Source organism: Bifidobacterium sp. LH_424, from assembly GCF_056356895.1.
Window position 1 is genome coordinate 1 of the sequence record NZ_JBKEVC010000001.1, and the last position, 19,882, is coordinate 19,882.

The window sequence follows — 19,882 nt, forward strand, 5'->3', positions numbered from 1 at the left end:
ACCTGGTGATCACGGGTTCGCTGATCACGATCATCCCGTTGGTGGTCGCGTTCCTGTGCCTGCAGAAGTACTGGCAGTCCGGCCTCGCCGCCGGCGCCGTCAAGGAGTGACACGGTCGGCCCCCTCTGACGAGGGGGCTCCCGGCGGAGCCGGGTGGGGGAGAGACCGCGGCCGTAGGCCGCGGGGAACGGTATCGGTCTTGCGGCCGATGTGGCTTCCTGCCTCCCTCTGACGAGGGAGGTGCCGGCCATGGGCTGGCGGAGGGAGAGAAGGAGAGCGGCCATAAGGCCGCGGGGAGATCGCATCGGCCGAAGGCCGATCCTGTTTCCTGCGGCCTGCGGCCGCTGTCTCTCCCTCAGTCCGCCTGCGGCGGACAGCTCCCTCGTCAGAGGGAGCCCACCCCCTCAGCCGCGCTTCGCGCGCCAGCTCCCCCTAAAGGGGGCGCAGAAATACCGAATCGGGCTCACGCCCGATTCCGCGGCGATTCCGAAGCCGATTCCGAAGCTTGATACTAAGGATTTTGTTATGAGTGAACATAGGACGTTCCAGTGGCCGCAGCCGTTGGGCGGCGGCAAGCCGCGCATCTGGTATGGCGGCGACTACAACCCCGACCAGTGGCCCGAAGAGGTGTGGGACGAGGACATCACCCTGATGAAGGAGGCCGGCGTCAACCTCGTGTCCGTCGCCATCTTCAGCTGGGCGAAGCTCGAACCGCGTGAGGGCGAATACGATTTCGACTGGCTCGACCGCGTGATCGACAAACTCGGCAAGGCCGGCATCGCCGTCGACCTCGCCTCCGGCACCGCCTCGCCGCCGATGTGGATGACGCAGGCGCACCCGGAGATCCTCTGGGTCGACTACCGCGGCGACGTGTGCCAGCCCGGCGCCCGCCAGCATTGGCGCGCCACCAGCCCGGTCTTCCTCGACTACGCGCTGAAGCTGTGCCGCAAGATGGCCGAGCACTACAAGGACAACCCGTATGTGGTCGCCTGGCATGTGAGCAACGAGTACGGCTGCCACAACCGCTTCGACTACTCGGACGACGCCGCGCGCGCCTTCCGTGACTGGTGCGAGAGGCGCTACGGCACGATCGAGGCCGTCAACGAGGCGTGGGGCACCGCGTTCTGGGCGCAGCACATGAACGACTTCTCCGAGATCATCCCGCCGCGCTTCATCGGCGACGGCAACTTCATGAACCCGGGCAAGCTGCTCGACTGGAAGCGTTTCAGTTCCGACGCGCTGCTCGACTTCTACAAGGCCGAACGCGACACGCTGCTCGAGATCGCGCCCAAGCCGCAGACCACGAACTTCATGGTCTCCGCCGGCGGCACCGGCCTCGACTACGACAAGTGGGGCTACGACGTCGACTTCGTGTCCAACGACCACTACTTCACGCCCGGCGAGGCGCATCTCGACGAGCTCGCCTACTCGGCGTCCCTCACCGACGGCATCGCGCGCAAGCATCCGTGGTTCCTCATGGAGCACTCCACGTCGTCCGTGAACTGGCGTCCGATCAACTACCGCAACGAGCCGGGCGAGCTCGTGCGCGACTCGCTCGCGCATCTCGCCATGGGCGCGGACGCGATCTGCTACTTCCAGTGGCGCCAGTCCAAGGCGGGCGCCGAGAAGTGGCATTCCGCGATGGTGCCCCACGCGGGCCCCGACTCGCAGGTGTTCCGCGACGTGTGCGAACTCGGCGACGACTTGAATCTGCTCGCCGACGAAGGCCTTCTCGGCACCACGCTCGTCAAGTCCAAGGTGGCCGTGGTCTTCGACTACGAGTCGCAGTGGGCCACCGAGCACACCGCGACGCCCACCCAGAACGTGCGTCACTGGACCGAGCCGCTCGACTGGTTCCGCGCCCTCGCCGACGTCGGCGTCACCGCCGACGTGGTGCCGGTGCGCGGCGACTGGGACGGCTACGACACCGTCGTGCTGCCCGCCGTCTACATCCTCTCCGAGGAGACGTCGCGCCGCGTGCGCGAGTACGTGGCGAACGGCGGCAAGGTCATCGTCACCTACTACACGGGACTGTCCGACGAACGCGACCACATCTGGCTCGGCGGCTACCCCGGCTCGATCCGCGACGTCGTCGGCGTGCGCGTCGAGGAGCACGCGCCGATGGGCGACGACTTCCCTGGCGCGATGGACCATCTGGACCTCTCGAACGGCGCCGTCGCGCACGACATCGCCGACGTGATCGGCTCCGTGGCCGAGACGACCCGCGTGCTCGAGACCTTCAAGGCCGACAAGTGGACCGGCTTCGACGGCGCGCCCGCCATCACCGTCAACGATTTCGGTGACGGCAAGGCCGTGTACGTCGGCGCGAAGCTCGGCCGCGAGGGGCTGGCGACGAGCCTGCCGGAGATCCTCGACGTGCTCGGCGTCGAGATCCCGGCCGAGGACGACCGCGGCGAGGTGCTGCGCATCGAACGCGCGGACGTGACGGACGAGAACCACTTCGTGTTCCTGTTCAACCGCACGCACGACGTGGCCGTCGTGGACGTGGAGGGCAAGCCGCTCGTCGCCTCGCTCGCCCAGGTCAACGACAGCGAGCATACGGCCGCCATCCAGCCGAACGGCGTCCTCGTCGTCAAGCTGTGACGGAACGGGGCCGCGCCCATCCCGGTCGCGGCCCCGTCCGGTCCGTCGTGGCCGCGACCGGTGTGGTTGCGATAACACGCCGGACCGGGTGGCGGAATATCGCGTTATATGTATAATTGATGTTATCGCAACCATCAATGACGAAGAAGGTAGGAACCACAACGGATTCCCACGGCCGGGAGTTCAGGATCGTACGAATCCCGGAGTCGTCGATGGAAGTGGTAGACAACAGGTCTTCGGCCGGACGGACGGTCGAAGGGAAGGAGCACAAGGACGATGAAGTTCACCAATGCGAAGAAGGCCATCGCGCTGACCGGCGCGATCGCGATGCTCGCCAGCGTCGCGGCCTGCGGTTCCGATACCAACTCGCAGCCGGCTCAGGAGAAGGACGCCAAGGAGATTACCGTGTGGGCCTGGGAGCCCACGCTGACCCAGGTGGCGAAGGACTTCACGAAGAAGACCGGCATCAAGGTCAACCTCAAGAACGTCGGCACCAACACCAAGGAGTACACGCAGCTCGACAACGCGATCGAGGCCGGCTCCGGCGCCCCGGACGTCGCCCAGATCGAGTACTACGCGATCCCGCAGTACGCCATCAAGGGCAACCTGCTCGACATCACCGACAAGACCTCCGGCTACAAGGACTTCTACACGCCCGGCCCGTGGGCCTCCGTGCAGTTCGCCGGCAAGGTCTACGGCCTGCCGATGGATTCCGGCCCGATGGCGTTCTTCTACAACAAGGACGTCTTCGACAAGGCCGGCGTCGACGCCACCCAGATTAAGACCTGGGACGACTACTACCAGGCCGCCAAGAAGATCCACGCCCTCGGCGACAACTACTACATCACCTCCGACACCGGTGACGCCGGCTTCTACGATTCGATGACCTGGCTGGCGGGTGCCACCCCGTTCAAGACCTCCTCCGACGGCTCCGAGGTGACCATCAACCTCACCGGCGACGAGAAGGTCAAGGAGTTCAACGACTTCTGGCAGAAGATGCTCGATGAGGGCCTGCTCGACACCAAGACCACCGGCTGGTCCGAGGACTGGTTCAAGGGCATGACCGACGGCACCATCGCCTCCCTGCTCACCGGCGCGTGGATGCCGGCCAACCTGGCCAACTCCGCGGCCGCGGGTGCCGGCAAGTGGCGCGTCGCCCCGATGCCGACCGCCGACGGCTCCGCCACCAACTCCGAGAACGGTGGCTCTTCGCTGGCCGTGCTGAAGTCCTCCACCAAGTCCGACGCCGCGTACAAGTTCATCGAGTACGCGAACCACGGCGACGGCGTGGCCACCCGTGTGGCCGGCGGCGCCTTCCCGGCCGACAAGAAGTCGATGGAGTCCGATTCCTTCAAGAACGCCACCACGGTGAAGAACTCCGAGGGCCAGGACGTCGACTACTTCGGCGGCCAGAAGTACAACGAGGTCCTCGCCCAGGCGGCCGAGAACGTCTCCTCCGACTACCAGTTCCTGCCCTTCGAGGTCAAGGCCCGCACCATCTTCGGTGACTACATGGGCAAGTCCTACACCGGCGACCAGAAGCTCTCCGACGGCATCGCCGCTTGGCAGAAGGCCCTGCAGGACTACGGCAAGGACCAGGGCTTCACCGTCAAGTGAGCCTTCGAGCCTTGATTCGGTGGCATCCCTGACGGGATGAGCCGATGAAATCCCAAGCCCCGTCGTTCCCCGCGATCGACGGGGCTTTCCCATGCCCGGAACCATGAGGCCCGGTGTGTAGACTGGTCGGCATGGCATCACGAATCGTCGCACGGATCAGACGCGCCGCCGCCGTGGCGTGCGCCTCGCTCGCCGTCGTCGCGACCGCCGCATGCGGCGCCGCGACGGACACGCGCACGCACATCACCGTGTGGAGCTGGGAGCCGAGCATGGAGGAGGTCGTCGACCGCTTCGAACAGGACAATCCGGACGTCGTCGTCGAACTGCGGAACATCTCCGGCTACGAGAATCTCAACACCGCCATCCAGGACGGCTACGGCATGCCCGACGTGGCTCAGATCGAATACTTCGCGCTCCTGCAGTACGCCGTGTCCGGCCAGCTGCTCGACATCTCCGACTACGTGGGCGACGATTACGTGAACTTCTACACGCCCGGCACCTGGTCGAGCGTCCAGCTCGCCGGGCGCGTCTACGGCCTGCCGATGGATTCCGGCCCGATGGCGTTCTTCTACAACAAATCCGTGTTCGACCAGGTCGGCGTCGACGCCTCGCAGATCAGGACCTGGGACGATTACTACGAGGCGGCGAAGAAACTCAAGCAGATCGGCGTGTACATCGCCGCCGACGCGGGCGACGCCAGCTTCTACGACGCGATGATCTGGCTCGCCGGCGGACAGCCGTTCCACACCAGCCCGGACGGCAAGACCGTCACCGTGAATCTGACCGGCGATGACGGCACGAAACGGTTCACCGCGTTCTGGCAGAAGATGATCGACGAAGGACTCATCGACACGCACCGCACCACATGGTCGGACAGCTGGAAGCGCGCGCTCGGCACCGGCGACATCGCCTCCGTGTTCTCCGGCGCGTGGATGCCGTCGATGCTGCTGTCGAACGTGCTCGGCGCCGCCGGACTGTGGCGCGTCGCGCCGATGCCCACGCCCGACGGGCAGCCCACCAACGCGGAGAACGGCGGATCGGCGATGACCGTCCTCCAATCCACGCGCAAACCGGAGGCCGCCTACCGCTTCGTCGACTTCGTCACGCACGACCGGCAGGGCATCGAGGCGCGCGTCGCCGGCGGCTCGTTCCCCGCCGACCTCGCCACGCTGTCCAGCCGCGAATTCCTCACCAAGACCACCGTGCGCGCCTCCAACGGCATCGACATCCCGTACTTCGGCGGACAGCAGTTCAACCGGGTGCTCGCCGACGCGGCCGAGAACGTGTCCGTCGGCTACCAGTACCTGCCGTTCGAGGTGTACGCGCGATCCGACTTCCGCGCCACCGTCGGCAAATCCTACCGGTGGTCGAGCGCCTGGCAGTCGTATGTCAAACGCCGCCATGAGATCCGCCTCGGCATGACCGACGAGGACGGCAACCCGCTGCAGCCGCGCGAGAACCCGGGCGAGAAGATCACCCTCAGGAAGGGCATCGCCGCCTGGCAGGCCGACGTGCGCGAATACGGCGTGAACCAGGGCTTCAACGTGCTCAGCCGCTGACGGGCCGAAGCCGGCCCCCACCCGGCTTCGGCTCCGGCCCCCACCCGGCTTCGCTCCGGCCCCGCTCACGCGTTGCGCGAGTAGATGTACGCCATGCCCTTGAAGATCAGGTCCGGATCGTAGATGTCGATCATGTCCGTGTCGTCCTTGAAGATGCGGCTCAACCCGCCCGTCGCCACCACCTGGAACGGCTCGTCGATCTCCCTGCGGAACTGATCGATCGTGCGTTCGATGCCGCCGAGGAACGTGTAGTAGAGACCCGCCTGCATGGCGGTGCGTGTGTTCGTCGCCAGAATCGACTTCGGACGCGTGATCTCCACCTCCGGCAGCTGCGCGGTCTGGCCCCACAGCGCCTCGGCGCCGGTGCGGATGCCCGTCGTGATGAATCCGGAGACGATCGTGCCGGTCCCGTCCACGTAGTTGAACGTCGTCGCCGTGCCGAAGTCGGCCACCAGGATCGGGCCGCCGTACGTGTGGTAGGCGCCCGCGCAGTCGGCGATGCAGTCCGAGCCGAGCGTCTTCGGATCGTCGAGACGGATGTTCATGCCGGTCTTGATGCCCGGTCCGACGATCATCGGCTCCATGCCGAGGAACTTGATGATCGACGAACGGAACGAGTACATGACCTTCGGCACCACCGAGCAGACGATCACGTCGTCCACGTCGCGGGCCGTGTAGTGGCTCAGCGCGAGGTACTGCGTGATCATGAGCCCGTACTCGTCCGACGTGTGCGTCGCCTTCGTGGTGATGCGGTAGGAGCCGACGATGCGGTCGCCCTCCAGAAAACCGATCACGATGTTCGTGTTGCCGATATCGACGGCCATCAGCATGATGCGTATCTCCTTTGATTCGTCAGAGGGAGGCTGTGGATGGTATCGGCCTGGGGCCGATGCCGTGGCTATTTGCGCAGGGCGGCGAGACGGAGGAGCAGGCGCTTGGCGAGGGCGGTCTTGTCCATCAGGTCCCAGTGCTCGATGTGCGGGGTCTGCTCGTCCGGGCCGCCCGGCGTGAGTACGGTCACCACGTTCGTGTCCGTCGCGAATCCGGCGCCCGGCTCGCGCAGATCGTTCGCCACGAGCATGTCGCAATGCTTGCCGGCGAGCTTCCTGGCCGCGTTGCGCACCAGATGCTCGGTCTCCATCGCGAACCCGCACAGCACCTGTGAGCCGTCGTCGCGCTTGCGACCGCCCGCCCACGCGAGGATGTCCGGATTCGCCACGAGCGTCAGCGTGATCGACTCGCGCCCCGCCTTCTTGATCTTCTCCGGGGCGACGTCGTCGACGCGGAAGTCGCCGACCGCCGCCGCCATCACCGTGATGTCCGCCGCGGCGAACGAATCCGACACCGCTTCGAACATGTCGCGCGCCGTGGTCACGTGCACGACGTCCACGCCCTCCGGCTCCGCCAACGAGACCGGGCCGGAGACCAGCGTGACGTGCGCGCCCAGCTCGGCCGCCGACGCGGCCAGCGCGTAGCCCATCTTGCCGGTCGAATGGTTCGTCAGGTACCGCACCGGGTCGAGCGGCTCCTGCGTCGGTCCCGCCGTGACCAGCACGTTGAGGCCCCTGAGCGGCAGGGATGCGGTCGCGCCATGGGAATCCGCCCCATCGATGCGCTCGGTCGGCGTATCGTCCGCGTCGACGCGCGCATCCGCATCATCGCGGTCATCGCGCGCATCCGCGTCGCCGCGCCCGTCGCCGCCCGCCAGCAGCGCGGCGGCCGCCCGTTCGATCTGATCCGGCTCGGGCATGCGGCCGCGGCCCGTGTCGCCGCAGGCGAGCGTGCCGGACGCCGGATCGAGCACCGTCCAGCCGAAATCACGGCAGACGCCGATGTTGCGCTGGGTGGCCGGATTGTCGTACATGTGTACGTTCATCGCCGGGCACAGGAGCTTCGGGCCCTCGTAGGCGAGGATCGTGGAGGTGAGCGTGTCGTCGGCCATCCCGGCGGCGATGCGCGCGATCACGTCGGCGCTCGCCGGCGCCACGACCAGCAGGTCCGCCCAGGCGGCGTCCTTCACATGGTTGATGGTCGCCGGCGCCGGATTCGCGGCCACATCGCCGGGGACGGCGGGGGAGTCGGGGAACATCGCGGTGCGCGTCGGTTCGCCGGTCAGCGAGGTGAAGGTGAGCGGCGTGACGAACCGTTCCGCCGCCGCCGTCTCGACCACGCGGACCGTGTGCCCCGCCTTCGTCCAGTCGGACGCGAGATGGCAGGCCTTGAACGCGGCGATGCTGCCGGTGACCCCCAGAAGAATACGTGCCATGGTTGTGAAAAGCCTCCCGGCCGGGAATCCCGGTCGAACCTATGCCGATGCCGCCGTGCACTGCGGTCGCCGCGGACCACCCGTCGACGCCGCACACCAGTATAGCGGCCGTCCGGCGGCCGGCGGCGGGAGTCTCCTAGAATGGCAGGGAAGGAAAGGAGCCGCGGCATGGGGTTCAGCGTGTTCGGCCATGTGGACGATGACGGGTACGCGGACGACGGGTACGACAGTGCCGGCGACGCCGCCGATGATTTCGGCGGCGTCGGCTACGGCGCATGGGACGCGGACGGGGCCCGGGGCGACGCAGGGGACGGCGTCCCCCTGAGATCCCTGCGCCGTTCGCTGTCGGACGACGCCTCGCCCGTGGTGCTCATGCGCGCCCATACGATCGCCGCGGCGCGCAGCCGCATGATTGACGACTGCGCCTACGAACTGGACGCGCGCACCGGACTCGCGACGATCTCCGGTAGGATCCGCGGCAGTTCCAGCCCGGCCAGCCGCTATACGGTCAACGTGTACTTCCATACGGACACCGGCGACGTGACCGGCGGCGGCTGCACCTGCCCCGCCTACGCGCGCGGCTACGACATCTGCAAGCACATGGCCGCGCTCGTACTCGCGTTCGTCGCCGACCCGGAGGGGTTCGCCGGGTACGGCGCGAAGTCGGCGGTGCGTTCGTCGCGCGGCCTGCTCGCCGCGATGCAGCGCATCGACGAGCAGGAGGAGACGACGCGTCAGGCGAAACGCCGCGCCGCCATGATCGCCGCCGGCACATCGGACGGCATGGGCGGTCGCGCGTCCGGCACCCGGCGCGGCGCGGGAGCCGACCCCCGCACGCCGCGCCCCGGCGAGGTGGAGCTCACGCCGACCCTCACCTGCCTGTCCGACCGGTGGAGCGTCCAGTTCCGCATCGGCGCGCGCGGCGGCGCCTCCTACGTGCTCAAATCGATCGACGACCTGCTCGACGACGTGCGGTTCCACCGGTACCGGGAGTACGGGAAGAAACTCGCGTTCACGCATACGCGCGGTATGTTCGACGACCGGTCGCGCGCGCTGCTCGGCTTCCTCGACCGCGTCGCGGACGTGCGCCGCGCCGTCGACGTGCAGGACGTGCGCTACGGCCGTTTCGGCGGCGTGGAACTCGGTCGGCATCTCACGCTCGCCGCCTCGGAGGTCGCGCGTCTGCTCGACCTGGTCGCGGGGAGCGAGATCGGGCTCGTGCTCGATTCATGGTACGAGTCGTCGCCATCCACCGTGCGCGTGGAGGGGATGCCCGGCGGCTCCGGCGGAACGGACGGCGGGCCGGCCGCGTTCGCGCCGATCGTGACGATGACGCGCATCAGCGGCGATGGCGGCGTCGACGGGTACGCGCTCGCCGGCACGCCCCCGGTCGCGGCCGTGATCGCGGGGGAGCGGGGCATGTGGCTGATGCTGCCGCCCGCGGACGGGAACGGACGCGCGGTGCGCCCCGGCGGCACGGCGCTCTCCCGACGCGGACGCGAGACGCTGCACGTGAGCGCCGCCGGATACCGGTTCGTGCGCTGTCCGAAGGCGTTGGAGCCGGTCGCCGACCTGCTGCCCGTCGTGTGCGCCGCGCCGGACGCGCGGGATGCGCTGGCGGGTGTGGGGCATGCCGGCGGCGCGGGCGCTCCGGAGGGCGAGCACATCGCCTTCGACGACGCGCCCCTGTTCGCGCGCACGCTGCTGCCGCGCCTGCTCGACAGCGGCCTCATGCCCGCGGGCAACGTGCCGAAGGAGATCGCGCTGATGCGGCCCGTCGAGTGCGAACCCGAGTTCTACCTCGACCGCGACGAGAAGGGCGTCACCTGCGAGGCGAAGGCCCGGTACGGTTCGCGCGTGATGACGGTCGTGCCGCAGCGTGGCGGCGATTTCGCGCCGGGACTCACGCCCGAGGTCGGCGCGGGGCGTGACTTCGGCGCCGAGAGAGCCATGTCCGACCTCGTGCGCACGTATTTCTCGGTGGACGACCCCGCGCGGCCGGCGCGCATCGGCCGCGACGAGACGACGCGCATCGTCGCCCTGTTCGACGAGGGCCTCGACGCGCTGCGCGCGCAGGGCAAGGTGTTCACCACGCCCGCGTTCGACCGCATGCTCGCGCCGAAGCCGCCGAGCGTGAAGGTCGGCCTGTCCGTCACGTCGAACCTCGTGGAGATCTCGCCGATCGCCGACGAGGTGCCGCCCGACGAGGTCGGCTCGCTGCTCGCCGCCTACCGCCGCCGCCAACGCTTCCACCGGCTCAAGGACGGCACGTTCGTCGACCTGCGCGGCGCCGACCTGGATGCGCTCGACCGGTTCGCCGGCGACTTCGACCTGTCCGAGAGCGAACTCGACGCGGGGCCGGTCACGCTGCCCGGTATGCAGGCGTTCCTGCTTGACGGCGAACTCGCCGGCGGGGGCGTCGTCAAGGAGCCCTCGTTCATGGCGTACGTGGACGAGCTCAAGACCATCGACCCCGCGCGCTACCAGGTGCCGGCGTCGCTCGCCCGGGTGCTCAGGCCGTATCAGGTAGACGGCTACCGGTGGCTGCGCACCCTATGCGACAAGGGATTCGGCGGCATCCTCGCCGACGAGATGGGACTCGGCAAATCCGTGCAGCTCATCACCCTGCTCGTCGCGCTCGCCGAGGCGCGCCGGAACGCCGGAACGCCGCCGGAACGCGCCCTGCCGTCGCTCATCGTCTGCCCGGCGTCGCTCGTCTACAACTGGGCCGCCGAGTTCGCGAAGTTCGCGCCCGGCGTGCGCGCCGTCACGGTCGCCGGGACGAAGGCGGAACGCCGCGCCGCCATCGCGCGGTGCGCGGGCGGCGCGGCGGACGGCGAGGACGGTGGCGACGATGATGCGTCGGTCGCGGCGGGCGACGCCGCGGCCACCGTGCTCATCACCTCCTACGACCTGCTGCGCCGCGACGTGGACGACTACCGCGGCGTGCGGTTCGACGTGATGGCGCTCGACGAAGCGCAGGTCATCAAGAACCACACGACGAAGATCGCCAAAGCCGTCAAGACCGTGGAAGCCGCGCACCGGTTCGCGCTGACCGGCACGCCGATCGAGAACCGGCTGAGCGAACTGTGGAGCATCTTCGACTTCCTCATGCCGGGGCTGCTCGGCTCGTACAAGCGGTTCCACGAGCGCTACGAACTGCCGATCTCCAACGCGCGCGCCGCCGACGCGTCGAGCCCCGAAGGGCGCGCCGCCGCGCAGGTCAACCCGGAAGGGCTACGCGTGGCACGGCGTCTCCAGGCGCTCGTCGGCGTGTTCATCAAACGACGGCTCAAGTCGCAGGTGCTCACCGACCTGCCCGACAAGATCGAGACCACCGTCACCGTGCAATTGGAGGGCGAACAGCGCAAGCTGTACGCGGCGCACGAGCAGCGCCTGCGCAAACAGCTCGAACACGAGGAGGACGACGACTTCAACACGTCGAAGATCCGCATCCTCGCCGAACTGACCGGACTGCGCCAGATCTGCTGCGACCCGCGGCTCCTCTACGCGAACGCGAAGGACCGGTCCGCGAAGCTCGCCGCCATCGCCGAACTCGTCTCCAGCTGCATGTCCGAAGGCAAGAAGGCGCTCGTCTTCTCGCAGTTCACCGGATTCCTCGACCTGATCGGCGAACGGCTCGACGCGCAGGGCGTCGCCTGGTACCGGATCGACGGCTCCACGCCGAAGAAACGCCGCCTCGAACTCGTCGACCGGTTCAACGCCGATGCGACCCCCGTGTTCCTCATCTCGCTCAAGGCGGGCAACACGGGTTTGAACCTCGTGGGCGCGAGCGTCGTCATCCACGCCGACCCGTGGTGGAACGCGGCCGCGCAGGACCAGGCCACCGACCGCGCGCACCGCATCGGCCAACGCCATGACGTGGACGTGTACCGGATCGTCGCCAAGGACACGATCGAGGAGCGCATCCTCGAACTGCAGCACGCGAAAAGCGCGCTCGCACGGCAATTCACCGACGCGTCCGCGCTCGCCGGGGCCGCGCCCGCGTCCATCGCCTCGCTCACCCGCGACGACCTGCTGGGTCTGCTGGAATAGCCGCCGGGACCGCCGGAAACGGCTGTCTGACAGGTGGTGTCTGACAGGTGGGCGAAACGGCGGCCGGCGCGACGGCGGTGATAGTCTCGTGACGGATACGCCCCGCAAGGGATATAGAAAGACAAGGAGCACAACATGATCAGGGTTTCGGTGGTCGGCGCCAAGGGACGCATGGGATCGCACGTCGTCGACGCGGTGAACGGCGCGGCCGACACGCAGCTCGCGCTCGCGCTCGACGCGGGCGACGACCTCACCGCCATCACGCCGGACAACACGGACGTCGTCGTCGAGTTCACCGTGCCCGCCGTGAGCCTGACGAACGTGCTCGCGCTCGTCGCGCAGGGCGTCGACGTGGTCGTCGGCACCACCGGCTGGACCGAGGAGAAGCTCGCCGAGGTGCGCGAGGCCATCGCCGCCGGCCCGCGCCCGGACACGCAGAAGGTGTTCATCGCGCCGAACTTCGCGATCTCCGCCGTGCTCGCCGACCACTTCTCCACGCAGGCCGCCAAGTACTTCGAATCGGTGGAGGTCATCGAACTGCACCACCCGGACAAGGTGGACGCCCCCTCCGGCACCGCCATCCACACCGCGGCCGGCATCGCCGCCGCGCGCAAGGCCGCCGGACTCGGCCCCGTGCCGGACAACACCCAGACCGACGGCGGCTCGCGCGGCCAGGTCGTCGACGGCGTCCACGTGCACGCCGTGCGCCTGCGCGGCCTCAACGCGCATGAGGAGGTGCTCTTCGGCAACGCCGGCGAGCAGCTCGTCATCCGCGCCGACAGCTTCGACCGCGGCTCGTTCATGCCCGGCGTCCTGCTCGCCGTGCGCAAGCTCGCCGGCGACGCCCCCGCGGGACTCACCGTCGGCCTCGACAAGTTCCTCGACCTGTGATCGCGCTCCGTGATCGCACGTTACAGAAGAGTCCACAACGCGAAGTACGGTGAACACTATGACTGAGAGCGCTATGCATCTGCTGAATCCTGCCCCGTTCGGGCGTATCCTGCCCGCGATGGTCACCCCGATGAAGTCCAACGGCGACGTCGATTACGCGGCGGCGCAGAAGCTCGCCAAGCAGCTCGTCGCCGACGGCGCCGACGGCCTCGTCGTCAACGGCACCACCGGCGAATCGCCCGTCACCCACATGGACGAGAAGGTCGACCTCGTCCGTGCGGTCAAGGAGGTCGTCGACGTGCCGGTCATCTCCGGCGCCGGTTCCAACGACACCGCGCACACCGTGCGCATGGTCGAACAGACCCAGGAGGCGGGCGCCGACGCGGTGCTCGTCGTCATGCCCTACTACTCCCGCCCGTCCCAGGACGGCGTCTTCGGCCACTACAAGGCCGTCGACGAAAGCACCGACAAGCCAATCATCGTCTACGACGTGCCCGGCCGCACCGGCCTCAAGGTGACGGTCGACACCTACGACCGTCTCGCCGAGCTCGAGCACGTCGTGGCCGTCAAGGACGCCACCGGCGACCTCGCCGCCGCCGTCGAGAAGCAGCAGCGCACCGGCCTCGCCTGGTATTCGGGCGACGACGGCCTGTTCCTGCCGTTCCTCTCCATCGGCGCCGTCGGCATCATCTCCGTCATCGCGCATGCGGCCGCGAACCCCATGCGCCAGCTCGTCGAGGCCTTCGACCGCGGCGACATCCACGAGGCGCAGCGCCTCGCCAACCAGCTCGCACCGCTCGTCCACGCGCTCAACGGCGACGGCTACCAGGCCGTCATGGCCAAGGCCGCGCTGAAGGTCCGCGGCGTGCTCGACTCCACGTTCATGCGTCTGCCGAACGTCGGCCCGGACGCCACCCAGCTCGAGAAGGCCGAGATGGGCATGCGGGCCGCAGGCCTGCTGTAACGGGCGACGAGGCCCCGGCACCCCCGGCGCGCGCGTCATGACGACGCCGACGCGCGGGGGAGCCGGGGCCGTTCGCGTTCACACGCATACGCGCATACGTGGGTTCCCGCGTGCATGGGCCGGCCGCGAGCCGACACATCTGTCGCCTTCGTGAGAGCACGAAGGCAAGAATTACAGGAAACACAAGAAAGCAATGGCACAAGACAAAGAAAAGAACACCAAGAACTCCTCCAAGAACTCGGGCGCATCGCGCCGCCGTGGCTCCTCGACCCGCGGCAAGGGCACCGGCCGCGGCCGCGGCGGAGCCTCCCGCGCCCGCCACCAGAACGTCGGCACGCAGGCCACCGCGCCCCAGCAGGACGCCGTGCTCATCGCCCCGCCGAAGTACCGCAAGGGCTCGATGCGCATCACGCCGCTCGGCGGCCTCGGCGAGATCGGCCGCAACATGAACGTCATCGAATACAACGGCCACCTGCTGCTCATCGACTGCGGCGTGCTCTTCCCCGAGGAGGAGCAGCCGGGCGTCGACCTCATCCTGCCCGACTTCCACTACATCAAGGACCGTCTCGACAAGGTCGAGGCGCTCGTGCTCACCCACGGCCACGAGGACCACATCGGCGGCGTGCCCTACCTGCTCAAGTTGCGCGAGGACATCCCGCTGATCGGCTCCAAGCTCACCCTCGCCTTCGTCGACGCGAAGTGCAAGGAGCACCACATCAACCCCACCAAGGTGGAGGTCGAAGGCCGCGACAAGCTCAAGGTCGGCCCGTTCGACCTCGAGTTCATCACCGTGACCCACTCCATCCCGGACGCGCTCGCCGTGCACGTGAAGACCCCGGCCGGCTCCCTGATCGACACCGGCGACATCAAGCTCGACCAGCTGCCGCTCGACCACAAGATCACCGACCTCGTCGAGTTCGGCAAGATCGGCGAGAAGGGCGTGGACCTGCTCATGATGGACTCCACGAACGCCGAGGTGCCGGGCTTCGTCAAGCCGGAGACCTCCATCGGTCCGGCGCTCGACCAGGCGTTCGCCCAGGCCACCCGCAAGATCATCGTCGCGAGCTTCTCCTCGCACGTGCACCGCGTGCAGCAGGTCGTCGACACCGCCCACAAGTACGGCCGCAAGGTCGTGTTCGTCGGCCGTTCGATGGTGCGCAACATGTCCATCGCCGCCGACCTCGGCTACCTGCACATCCCCGAAGGCACCGTCGTGGACCTCAAGCAGGCCAACGACATCCAGGACGACAAGCTCGTCTACATGTGCACCGGCTCCCAGGGCGAGCCGATGGCCGCCCTCGGCCGCATCGCCGACGGCAACCACCGCGACATCCACATCAACGAGTTCGACACCGTGATCCTCGCCAGCTCGCTCATCCCGGGCAACGAGCACGGCGTGTACAAGGTCATCAACAAGCTCGTCCAGCTCGGCGCGAAGGTCGTCAACCGCGACAACGCGGCCGTGCACGTCTCCGGCCACTGCAACGAGGGCGAGCTGCTGTACATGTACAACATCGTCAAGCCGAAGTGCGCGATGCCGATCCACGGCGAGAACCGCCACCTCGTCGCCAACGGCCTGATCGCCGTGAAGACCGGCGTCGACCCGCAGAACGTCGTGCTCGCCGAGGACGGCGACGTCGTCGACCTGTACCACGGTAAGGCCGCGGTCGTCGGCTCCGTGCCGTGCGGCTACGTGTACGTCGACGGCGACTCGGTCGGCGAGCTCACCGACGAGGAGCTGGAGAAGCGCCGCATCCTCGGCACCGAGGGCTTCGTCTCCGCGTTCGTCGTGGTCGACTCCGAGGCCCGCGAGGTCGTCTCCGGCCCGAAGATCTACCTGAACGCCGTGGCCGAGGACGAGAGCGAGTTCGACAAGGTGCGCCACCAGATCGTCGAGCAGCTGAACGACGCGCTCATGGCCGGCACCACCGACACGTACAAGCTGCAGCAGATCATGCGCCGCACGCTCGGCGGCTGGATCGCCCGCCAGCTGCGCCGCAAGCCGATGATCGTGCCCGTCGTGGCCGACATCGCCACCGACGTCACCGAACAGCACTGACCGGAGCCCCGGCACACCCCCCTCAGTCCGGCCCGACGGCCGGCCAGCTCCCCCTGGTTCCAGGGGGAGCATGTTCATAGGAAAGGAACAGTAGGAACACCATGCCCGGATCGAACCTGACCCGCATCGAGGCCGAGGAACGCAAGTCCATCGTCGAGGCGCCCATCCACTACCACGTGGACCTCGACCTGACCGTCGGCGCCAAGACCTTCGGCTCCCACACCCTGATCTGCTTCAACGCGAAGCCCGGCTCGTCCACCTTCCTCGACCTCATCGCCGACGAGGTGAGCGCGATCACGCTCAACGGCCGCGCGCTCGACCCGGCCGAGGCGTTCGCCGACGACCGCATCGAGCTCGCCGGCCTCGAGGAGAAGAACGAGGTCGTCGTCGAGGCCAAGTGCCGCTACTCCAACACCGGCGAGGGCCTGCACCGCTCCGTCGACCCGTCCGACGGCAACGTGTACCTGTACTCTCAGTTCGAGGTGCCGGACGCCCGCCGCGTGTACGCCGTGTTCGACCAGCCCGATCTCAAGGCCACCTTCGACTTCAAGGTGCTCGCCCCGAAGAGCTGGATCGTCACCTCCAACATGCCGGTCAGGACCGTCGAGGACTTCGCGCGTGAGACCGCCGACGGCACGCTCGAGGCGAAGCCGAACGAGACGACGAAGCTGTGGAGCTTCGAGCCGACCCCGGTGATGAGCTCCTACCTGACCGCCATCTGCGCCGGCCCGTACGCCGAATGGCACACCGAATACGCGAACGAGGACGGCCGCATCGTGCCGATGGCGCAGTACTGCCGCCAGTCGCTCGCCGAGGCGTTCGCCAAGGACGTCGACTACCTGTTCGACATCACCAAGAAGGGCTTCGCCTTCTACGCGAAGACCTGGGGCGTGCCCTACCCGTACGCCAAGTACGACCAGATCTACGTGCCGGAATACAACGCGGGCGCGATGGAGAACATCGGCATGGTCACCATCCGCGACTCCTACGTGTTCGAATCCAAGGTGACCGACGCGCTCGCCGAGCGCCGCGTCGTCACCGTCCTGCACGAGCTCGCCCACATGTGGTTCGGCGACTACGTGACGATGAAGTGGTGGAACGACCTGTGGCTCAACGAGTCCTTCGCCGAGTTCACCTCCACGCTCGCCACCGCCGAGGCCACCGAATGGCACGACGCCTGGGCCACGTTCTGCTCCGGCGAGAAGAGCTGGGCGCTGCGCCAGGACCAGCTGCCCACCACGCACCCGATCGTCGCGCCGATCAACGACCTCAACGACACGTACGTGAACTTCGACGGCATCACCTACGCGAAGGGCGCCTCCGTGCTGAAGCAGCTCGTGTTCTACGTGGGCCGCGCCAAGTTCTTCCAGGGCATCCACAACTACCTCGACAAGCACGCGTACGCGAACGCGACGCTCGCCGACCTGCTCGGCGAGCTGGAGGCGACCTCCGGCCGCGACCTCAAGGCGTGGAGCGCGAAGTGGCTGGAGGAATCCGGCATCAACACGATCCTCCCCGCCATCGAGGAGGGCAAGGACGGCGCGATCGCGAAGCTCACGCTCACGCAGACCGCCCCGGCCGAGCACGCCGTGCTCCGCCCGCACCGTCTCGCCGTCGGCTTCTACGATCTCGACGAGGCCACCGGCAAGGTCGTGCGCACCGACCGCGTCGAACTCGACGTGGACGGCGAGACCACGATCGTCGAGGCGGCCGCCGGCAAGCGCCGCCCCGCGCTGCTGCTCGTCAACGACGAGGACCTCACCTACACGAAGATCCGCTTCGACGCCGCCTCGCTCGCCTTCGCCGAGGAGCACCTGCAGGACGTGGACGACGCGCTCGCCCGCGCCGTCATCTGGCTCGCCTTCTGGGACATGACCCGCGACGGCGAGTTCCCGGCCGAGCGCTTCGTCGACATGACGCTGCGCCTGCTCGCGCACGAGACCGAATCCACCACGTTCCGCTACGCGCTCGCCTGCATGAGCACCACCGTGCACCACTACGTGGCCGCCTCGCGCCGCGACGAGGTGTTGAAGCATGTGGCCGCCGAGCTGTTCGAGCTCGTGCGCGCCGCCGAGCCCGGCTCCGACGCGCAGTTCCAGCTCGCCACCGCCTACCTCGGCTACGGCGAGGAGGGCGACGCCGCGTTCGCCGCGAACGCCCGCGGCCTGCTTTCCGGCGATGTGAAGTTCGACGGTCTTGAAATCGACAACAACTTCACGTGGACGATCGTGAACGCGCTCGCCTCCGTGAACGAGTACTCCGACGACGACATCGACGCGCAGCTCAAGCGCAAGGAGACCACCGAGAACCGCGAGTTCGCCTACGGCGCGCACGCGGTCAAGGGCACCGCCGAGGCGAAGGCCTGGGCGTGGGACCAGGCGCTCCACAACGCGGAGCTCACCAACAGCCAGCTGGAGGCCGTGGCCCGCGGGTTCGCCGCCACGCCGCGCCCCGACCTGGCCGAGCCGTACGCCGCGAAGTACTTCGAGACGATCGACTGGATCTGGTCGAACAAGACCTACCACATGGCCGAGGCGCTGCTCAACGGCCTCTACCCGGGCTACGCCGATCCGGCCACGCTGGTCTCGCTCGGCGACGCCTGGCTCGCCGCCCACGCCGACGCCGACGACGCCCTGAAGCGTCTCGTCGTCGAGAACGTCGCCTCCTCGCGCCGCACCCTCGCCGTCCGCCGGTACAACGAGAGCCTGTGACGCAGTCCGCATAGCAAGAGAAAACCCGCGCCCGTTCCCCAACGGCGTATCCTCCCTACAAGGTCATGGGCCTTCGCCCATGGAGCCTTGCATGAGAGGAGCCGAAGGGATGGTCGCGGGTTTTTCCGTCGTCACGCTGCTGTTGATCCTGCTCGCCGGGGTGGGCGCGGGATTCGTCGGGTACGCGGTGGGCGCGTCGTCGCTCGTGTCGTATCCGGCGCTGCTCGCCTGCGGCATCCCGCCGGTGCTCGCGAACGCGTCGAACACGGTGGGCGTGGTCGGCACCGGCATCGGCGGCGTGATGGGCGCGCACCGCGAGCTCAAGGGGCAGGCGCTGCGTGTCGCCGTCTACGTGTCCATCGGCGCGGTGGGCGGCGTGGCCGGCGCGTACCTGCTGCTCGAACTCGACCCGAAGGTGTTCGAATTCGCCGCGCCCGCGCTGATCCTGTTCTCGTCGCTCATCATCGCCGTCAACCCGCGCGGGCGCATGCAGGCCAAGCAGGCGGCCGCCGACGCGCACGCGCAGCTCGCGCGCATGCAGGACGGTGCATCCGGTGCTACCGGCGTGGCCGGAGCATCCGGCGCGGATTCCCTCGAACGGCCCGTGCAGCCGCTGAAGCGGGACTCCTGGTGGGTGTGGATCGGCGTCGTCGCGGTCGCCGTCTACTCCGGGTACTTCGGCGCCGGCGCGGGCACGCTCGCGCTCGCCGTGCTCGACGCGGCGAAGATCGGCCCGTTCCACAAGATCAACGCGTTGAAGACGCTGATCGGCACGGGCGCGAACATCACCGCGTCCGTCGTGTTCATCGTGCGCGGCGCGGTCGACTGGCCGGCCGCGATCATGCTGTGCATCGGATGCTTCATCGGCGGCTACATCGCCCCGCCCATCACCCGCCGCATTCCCGCGAACGTGATGCGCGCCGCCGCCGTGATCGCCGGCGTCGTCCTCACCATCGACCTCGCGCTGAAGACCTACTGAACGCCGCCTACCGAACGCCGCCGCGGAAGTCGGCACGGACTCCCGCATCGTGCGTCGCCGTGCGTGCGTCGCCGTGCGCGCGTCGCCGTGCGCGCGGCGCACGATTGTGGCCGATTTGGGCGGCAATCGGGCGAGCCGGGTGATTTGCCGGCCCACGCCGATTACCATGGGGCAAG

11 protein-coding genes and 1 pseudogene are annotated in these 19,882 nt (G+C 68.2%); 10 read left to right on the forward strand and 2 right to left on the reverse strand.

All coding sequences use genetic code 11. The annotated features are described in order from the left end of the window. The 4 genes and pseudogenes from AC1AYP_RS00005 to AC1AYP_RS00020 all read left to right on the forward strand — a co-directional run. A pseudogene (locus AC1AYP_RS00005) lies at positions 1-110 on the forward strand (carbohydrate ABC transporter permease); the annotation flags it as partial. Between the two features lie 415 nt (positions 111-525). Further along, the gene (locus AC1AYP_RS00010; RefSeq protein WP_476546425.1) at positions 526-2,604 is read left to right on the forward strand and encodes a beta-galactosidase; all 2,079 of its coding nucleotides are present in this window, start codon (positions 526-528) and stop codon (positions 2,602-2,604) included. Positions 2,605-2,880: 276 nt separating this feature from the next. Further along, the gene (locus AC1AYP_RS00015; RefSeq protein WP_476502542.1) at positions 2,881-4,221 is read left to right on the forward strand and encodes an ABC transporter substrate-binding protein; all 1,341 of its coding nucleotides are present in this window, start codon (positions 2,881-2,883) and stop codon (positions 4,219-4,221) included. Between the two features lie 131 nt (positions 4,222-4,352). After that, entirely contained in the window at positions 4,353-5,780 is a 1,428-nt protein-coding gene (locus AC1AYP_RS00020) for an ABC transporter substrate-binding protein (RefSeq protein WP_476502543.1), read from the forward strand. Between the two features lie 65 nt (positions 5,781-5,845). Here AC1AYP_RS00020 and AC1AYP_RS00025 read toward each other — a convergent pair whose 3' ends face one another. Continuing rightward, positions 5,846-6,610, reverse strand: coding sequence for a type III pantothenate kinase (locus tag AC1AYP_RS00025; RefSeq protein ID WP_476502544.1), 765 nt, complete (start codon positions 6,608-6,610; stop codon positions 5,846-5,848). A 68-nt stretch (positions 6,611-6,678) separates the two neighbouring features. Continuing rightward, entirely contained in the window at positions 6,679-8,046 is a 1,368-nt protein-coding gene (locus AC1AYP_RS00030) for a bifunctional phosphopantothenoylcysteine decarboxylase/phosphopantothenate synthase (RefSeq protein ID WP_476546426.1), read from the reverse strand. A gap of 141 nt (positions 8,047-8,187) precedes the next feature. Here AC1AYP_RS00030 and AC1AYP_RS00035 point away from each other — a divergent pair, with 141 nt between their 5' ends. The 6 genes from AC1AYP_RS00035 to AC1AYP_RS00060 all read left to right on the forward strand — a co-directional run bounded on the left by AC1AYP_RS00035 (position 8,188) and on the right by AC1AYP_RS00060 (position 19,706). After that, the gene (locus tag AC1AYP_RS00035; protein ID WP_476546428.1) at positions 8,188-12,102 is read left to right on the forward strand and encodes an SNF2-related protein; all 3,915 of its coding nucleotides are present in this window, start codon (positions 8,188-8,190) and stop codon (positions 12,100-12,102) included. Positions 12,103-12,237: 135 nt separating this feature from the next. Continuing rightward, positions 12,238-12,993, forward strand: a complete 756-nt coding sequence (dapB, locus tag AC1AYP_RS00040) for a 4-hydroxy-tetrahydrodipicolinate reductase (protein WP_476502547.1) — start codon at positions 12,238-12,240, stop codon at positions 12,991-12,993. A 58-nt stretch (positions 12,994-13,051) separates the two neighbouring features. Then, the gene (gene dapA / locus AC1AYP_RS00045) at positions 13,052-13,957 is read left to right on the forward strand and encodes a 4-hydroxy-tetrahydrodipicolinate synthase (protein WP_476531545.1); all 906 of its coding nucleotides are present in this window, start codon (positions 13,052-13,054) and stop codon (positions 13,955-13,957) included. A 193-nt stretch (positions 13,958-14,150) separates the two neighbouring features. Beyond that, positions 14,151-16,016 (forward strand): ribonuclease J, encoded by a 1,866-nt coding sequence (locus AC1AYP_RS00050; RefSeq protein WP_476546429.1) that lies wholly within the window; start codon positions 14,151-14,153, stop codon positions 16,014-16,016. A 101-nt stretch (positions 16,017-16,117) separates the two neighbouring features. Then, complete coding sequence (gene pepN / locus AC1AYP_RS00055) at positions 16,118-18,727, forward strand: aminopeptidase N (protein ID WP_476546430.1); 2,610 nt, start codon at positions 16,118-16,120, stop codon at positions 18,725-18,727. Between the two features lie 109 nt (positions 18,728-18,836). Next, positions 18,837-19,706 carry a sulfite exporter TauE/SafE family protein gene (locus tag AC1AYP_RS00060; protein ID WP_476546714.1) on the forward strand — a complete coding sequence of 290 codons (870 nt, stop codon included), beginning with the start codon at positions 18,837-18,839 and terminating at the stop codon, positions 19,704-19,706. The last annotated feature ends 176 nt before the right edge of the window (positions 19,707-19,882 follow it).